4 protein-coding genes and 1 pseudogene are annotated in these 6140 nt (G+C 33.4%); 4 read left to right on the top strand and 1 reads right to left on the bottom strand.

Translation table 11 applies throughout. The annotated features are described in order from the left end of the window. Window positions 1–428 precede the first annotated feature (428 nt). Complete coding sequence (locus PHR76_RS12995; RefSeq protein WP_300063556.1) at window positions 429–2240, bottom strand: gliding motility-associated C-terminal domain-containing protein; 1812 nt, start codon at window positions 2238–2240, stop codon at window positions 429–431. Between the two features lie 86 nt (window positions 2241–2326). Between PHR76_RS12995 and PHR76_RS13000 the strand changes: the two genes are divergently transcribed. From PHR76_RS13000 to PHR76_RS13015, 4 genes and pseudogenes are all read left to right on the top strand, one after another. Beyond that, window positions 2327–3304 carry a GNAT family N-acetyltransferase gene (locus tag PHR76_RS13000; protein ID WP_300063559.1) on the top strand — a complete coding sequence of 326 codons (978 nt, stop codon included), beginning with the start codon at window positions 2327–2329 and terminating at the stop codon, window positions 3302–3304. Further along, window positions 3301–4392 (top strand): DegT/DnrJ/EryC1/StrS family aminotransferase, encoded by a 1092-nt coding sequence (locus PHR76_RS13005; protein ID WP_300063562.1) that lies wholly within the window; start codon window positions 3301–3303, stop codon window positions 4390–4392. The genes PHR76_RS13000 and PHR76_RS13005 overlap by 4 nt, the downstream gene beginning before the upstream one ends. Continuing rightward, entirely contained in the window at window positions 4393–5880 is a 1488-nt protein-coding gene (locus PHR76_RS13010; protein WP_300063565.1) for an oligosaccharide flippase family protein, read from the top strand. Beyond that, window positions 5877–6140: pseudogene (locus tag PHR76_RS13015) on the top strand (hypothetical protein); the annotation flags it as partial. The gene PHR76_RS13010 and the pseudogene PHR76_RS13015, both read left to right, overlap by 4 nt.

The raw sequence follows: 6140 nt of genomic DNA on the forward strand, positions 1-6140 counted from the left end.
GTAGATTTTTTTTAGTAGGGGCTGACACCTTAATCGGGTCAGCTCCCTCTTATTTCAAGGGATGTTTGTCTATTAGCGGTGTTGTGTAGCCTTGCAGCTAACTAGTAAATATCCACAAGTTTATACACCTTTTTTCACTAGTAAACACGAATATAGTCATTTAATGAACACAAAAAATATGATTAATTAAATTATTTAGCGTTTAAGAAAGTTATAAAAAAAGCTGTCACTTTAATGCCGGAAGCAATCTGTTACTTGACGGAAGAGAACTGTTCAATAACCTATCAATCACCAACCAAACCCGCATCAATCACCTTTTGTCAAGTAAACCAAATCCGCGAGAATTCGCCTAATCTATAAAATCCGTGTTCCATCCTAGAATCTGCCAGCGTTGGAAAACCGCAACTGAAAACTAAAAAACTAAAAACTCACTCCCTCGTGATATACAAAAAACCTTGCAAAGCTTCAGGATAATTTGTGTCATTCAAATAAAGCACATAAAAATACGTACCGTCTGGTGCGAGTGAACCATATAAAGAAGGCTCAGTGGTTACTTCACCACGCCAATCTTCTGTATATTGATTTCCTTTCCAAAGTAGTTTTCCCCAACGGTTATAAATTTCAATTTCAAAGTTTAAAAAAATTTCTCGCAAACCGTCCACAAAGAAAAAGTCGTTCAAGCCATCGCCATTCGCAGAAATGAAATTATAAACAGTGGGCGGACAATTTTTAACGAGTAAAGCAAGCTCAACGATACTCGCACAAGGTTGGTTTTCAATCCGAAAATATATAGTTTGAGGCGATGTAACCACATAATTTCCTGTATTCAGGATAACATTGCATCCTAATTCGGCATCTAAAAGTGTTTCATGAGCCGTAACTTCCAACAAATTGTCACCCATTAATTCATCTATGAGAGGATGGAGGTTAAACGTTCCTTTGCTAAAACCTTCGTTGCAAACTACTAAAGCATCCAACGGTGGAATGAGCGGCGAAATGAGTTGATTCACTTCTTGACTAGCGGTATTGTTATCTTCATTAATTTCAATTACTACGCCAAGCCCATTTCCTGTGTCGTCTACAGCGAAAAGCAACTCAAAAACTGCAGGAATTCCGTCTGGCAATACCAAAGTGATAGAGCCTGATTCGCTTTCGTTTACCGCAAGTACTGTTGTTGTAGCGGTGGTGCCAACGAGTAGTGCATTGGCATAAATAGCAATCGGCGTATTGGCCGGAAGGGGATTGGTTGCCTCTAAATTATAAACCGTATAATCCACCGTTAAGGTTGCCGAATTACATGTTAAATAGATTTGGTCAATGGAAATTGTAGCATCTGGAATTTGACTATTTAATTTGGTGACCACCGTGTTAATCATCACAAAATCCTGATCTGAAGTCAACGAAATTTCTGCCGATTGATCTCCCGGTTGAATATTATTTTGAATGGGATAAATATCCAAATCCATGTTGAATAATTCGTTGCTTTCTGTAATGGAATTCGTTCCGTTAAACGCATTATCAGCTGGGTTTAATGGCGGATTACTCAAAATAACACCGTTAATTCGCAAGGTTTCATTCACGGCTATAAACGAATCGCCTTCCCACGCAATAAACCCTATTTTGGCTCCCTCTGCATCAATCACATTTAAATTATCAAGCGAAAAATCTAAGGTTGGGTTTCCGCCGCCAATATAATCCAAACCATCATAAACGTTCAATTGATTGAGCGGCAAAGTATCATTTTGATAGACAATTAAGATTGCCCAACCTGCAAAATTGGTGCCGTTACCGCAATAGGATGTGATGATTTCTGTTAAATCCAATTCTGAAAGCGTGTATTCGCCATTTCCAGTTGCTTGTACTTGCGAGGTAATGTCTTTAAAAGCACTAAAAAACAGCAAATTAGAAGAGGATTGCACTAAATTAAATGTTCGGTCTGGCGTAATAGCTACGTCGTTTAATTTAACTTCAAAATCGCCTGGACCGGAACCAGCCCAATATAAATACGCTTTTTCAATCACATCAGTTGGTTGCAATGCAAGTGTTGCAGTGGAAGCGGTATTGATAACACAAGTTACTCCGCCAAGATTATTATTCTCAAATTGATTTAGGGTGTTTCCGATAAACGTAAAATCAAAACGTCCGTTAAACTGCTCATACAAATTGATTTCTTGCCCGAAAGCAGAGAATACAAAAAAATGTAGTAGCCATAAAAGAAAATAGTTGTATTTTCGTTTCATAAATAGGATTCCTAGATTAGGGATTTAAAGGTACTATTTTTATTGAATATAAAAAAAATCTCGAACCAATCGAGTGATTAATAAAGGTGCAACTATACCAAATACGAAAATACACTTCAGCCGATTATACCACTTGGAATGATTTTGTCAGTCAAGCTAAAAATGCTACTTTTTTGTTTCATCGCGACTTTATGGACTACCACCAAGACCGGTTCGAAGATTACTCTTTGATTGTAGAAGATGAAAAAGGATGGGTGGCGGTTTTGCCGGCTAATAAAGTAGGAGTGGAGTTGCATTCACACCAAGGGTTGACGTACGGCGGTTTGGTTTTACAACCGAATTTTAAAATTGAAAAAACACTTTTGGTCGTTAAATCTATTTTGCAAACACTTTATGTGAGTGGGTTTAAAACACTTATAATAAAAGAGTTGCCTCCAATTTATTGCAGCTTTTTTTCAGATGAATTAAAGTATGTTTTGTTTTTGGTTGAGGCCAACTTAGTGCGTCGTGATACTTTAGCGGTAATCGATTTAAAACAGCCACTTTTGTTATCTAAAGACCGCAAAGAAGGCGTAAAACGAGGAGTTAAAAACCAACTTATCGTTCAAGAGGAAACGGATTTTTCTAGTTTTTGGAATTCGATTCTGATTCCTAATTTAAAAGAAAAACACGACGTCAAACCGGTTCATTCGTTGACAGAAATCACTTTGCTAAAAGAGCGATTTCCAAAACAAATTCGACAATTTAATGTTTATAAAAACGACCAATTACTTGGCGGAACCACTATTTTTGAAAGTCAAAAGGTAGCTCATTCGCAATATATCTCCGCTTCCGATTCTAAAAATGAACTTGGAACATTAGATTTTTTACATCATCATTTGTTGACGACGATTTTTAAAGAAAAACAGTATTTTGATTTTGGAATATCGAATGAAGCACAAGGAAAGAAATTAAATGCTGGACTTTCTTATTGGAAAGAATCCTTTGGTGCTCATTGTGTGACCCAAGATTTTTATGAAGTAAACGTTGCCCATTTCACTAAATTAGAAGGAGTGTTAGTATGATAAAATTCTTCGACATACAAAAAGTCAACCAGCACTATGAAGAAGCCTTCCATCAAAAGCTGGAAGCGTTTTTAAAACGAGGTTGGTATATTTTAGGCGATGAAGTGAGTCTTTTTGAAAAGAATTTTGCTGCTTTTTGTCAAGCTAAGCATTGCATTGGAGTTGGTAATGGATTGGATGCCATGGTTTTGATTTTTAAAGCCTACATCGAATTAGGAAAGCTTCAAAAAGGTGACGAAGTGATTGTGCCTGCTAATACCTATATCGCAAGTATTTTAGCTATTCTACAAGCCGATTTAGTTCCTGTATTGGTCGAACCCGATGCTAAAACCTATAACTTAAACCCCGCTTTAATTGAAGAGAATATAAGTAGTAAAACCAAAGCAATTCTCGCCGTTCATTTGTATGGACAATTAGCTGATATCAAAAATATAGATGCTGTTGCAAAACAATATAATTTGCTAATTATCGAAGATGCAGCACAAGCTCATGGTGCAAAAGAATCAAATTCCAAACGCCAACACCCGACTGCCTATAGTTTTTACCCTTCCAAAAACCTTGGTTGTTTAGGCGATGGCGGAGCAGTAGTGACTAATGACGAGGAACTGAATCAAACTATTCGTGCCCTGCGGAATTACGGTTCTATACATAAATATGTCAACGACTTCATCGGAATCAATTCGCGTTTAGATGAGTTACAAGCCGCTTTTTTGAATGTGAAATTACCTGATTTAATGGAAGATAATCAGAAAAGAAGAGCAATCGCCAAACGTTATTTATCTGAAATCAAAAACGAAAAGATACAGTTACCTTTTTGGGATGGTTCCGAGAATCATGTTTTTCATTTATTTGTTGTTCAAACAGCTAATCGAGAGGCATTTCAAACCTATCTAAAAACAAACGGAATTGAAACGTTGATACATTATCCAATTCCGCCACACAAGCAAAAGGCGTTGACTGAATTCAATTCGTTATCCTTTCCGATTACGGAAAAAATCCATCGCGAAATTATAAGTTTGCCCATGAGTCCGATGTTGACGGAGGAAGAAGTGAGTGCTATTGTTGAAATTATAAATCGCTATTACTAGGTGGTTGATCAAAAACAAACATATCACAAAATTCTTAAAGCAACTACAATTTTTGGAGGTGTTCAAGTTTCATCAATTATTGTATCAATCATTAGGTCAAAATTTTTAGCCATTTTTATTGGATTGAATGGGTATGGTATTTTTAGTCTTTTAAACTCGACAATTGAATTAGTTAGGGCTTTAACATGTTTTGGTTTAGAAACAAGTGGAGTAAAAAAAATATCAGAAGTAAAATCTACAAATGATAATCGTTTAATTTCTAAAAATGTGTATGTCATTTTGAAATTAGGATTATTAACTGGCATTTTAGGAGCTTTAACAACTATAATTTTTTCAAATTACCTAAGTATATTTAGTTTTGGAAATTCAGATAAAACAATTGCTATAATTTTAATATCTGTTTCAATTTTATTTAAGCAACTAACAAGTTCAAAAAACGCAATATTTCAAGGGATGGCTAAACTAAATTTTTTAGCAAAATCTAATTTATACGGAAATATATTTGGTTTAATAATTACACTTCCTTTATTTTTTATATTCAAGATAGATGCCATAGTTCCGGCAATAATAGTTACATCATTGATAAGTTTTATAGTATCAGTTTATTATTTTAAAAAATTAAATATCGAAAAATCCTCAATAAAGTTAAATGAAATTTTAATTGACGGTAAAGATGTATTGTTTTTTGGGAGCTTACTATCTTTTAGTAGTTTTTTACCTGTTTTAAGTAATTATTTAATACAAATTTTTATAAGTAAAAACGGGGGGATTGAATTGGTGGGGCTTTTCAGTGTCGGATTAATTATTATTAATTCTTACGTAGGCATACTATTTAATGCGATGAGCACAGAGTATTATCCGAGGTTAGTTTCAGAAATTAGTTTAAATAAAAATGTAAATAATTCTGTAAATCAACAAGCCATTTTTTCTATGTTGATTATAGTCCCAATTATTATCCTTTTTTTAGGGTTAATGCCCTTAATAATTAAAATTTTATTTACATCAAATTTTTTGGAGGTAATGCCTTTTGTTTCTTGGGCTATTTTGGCTATGTTTTTTAAATCATTTTCTTGGTCTATGGGACTTATGATAATTGCAAAAGCAGACTCTAAGGTTTTTACAAAAACTTCAATTATTTTTAATTTTCTATATTTATTGATTTGCCTTTTTGGTTATCATTTTTATGGCTTAGAAGGTTTAGGAATTGGATTTCTTGTTTATTTTATTATTCATTTAATTTCAGTTTTTTTGGTTGTTAAATTGAGATATGGATTAATGTTAACAAACAAACTTTATGTAGTTTTTGCTATTAGTTTATTATTTTGTATTACCTCAATAGTTTTATTTAATAGTGATAATTCTTGGAAGAAATATATTTTATTTTTATTTACATTTATTTTTTCAGTTCTTTTTGCTTACAAAGAATTAATAAAAAATTCAGATTTAAAAGAATCTCTAATACGGCACTTTAATAAAAAGAAAAAATGAAACAAGTAAAGAGAATTTACCATAAGGTTAAATACATTAAAAATCTTTTTATAAAAGTTAATTGGATTAAAACAGTATATTTTAATTTCAAAATGTTTCCTTATGAAATAGCAGTTAAGTTACCTGTTTTCTTTTACGGTAAAGTTAAGTTTCAGAGTTTAAAAGGTTCAGTACAGATCGATTCTCCAATAGAAAGAGGAATGATTGGTTTTGGAAAGAAATTTGAAAAACAAAGTGTTTCTAAAGGAGATCGGAAGAGC

The sequence above is a fragment of the Flavobacterium sp. genome (assembly GCF_028689845.1).
Classification (GTDB): Bacteria; Bacteroidota; Bacteroidia; order Flavobacteriales; family Flavobacteriaceae; genus Flavobacterium.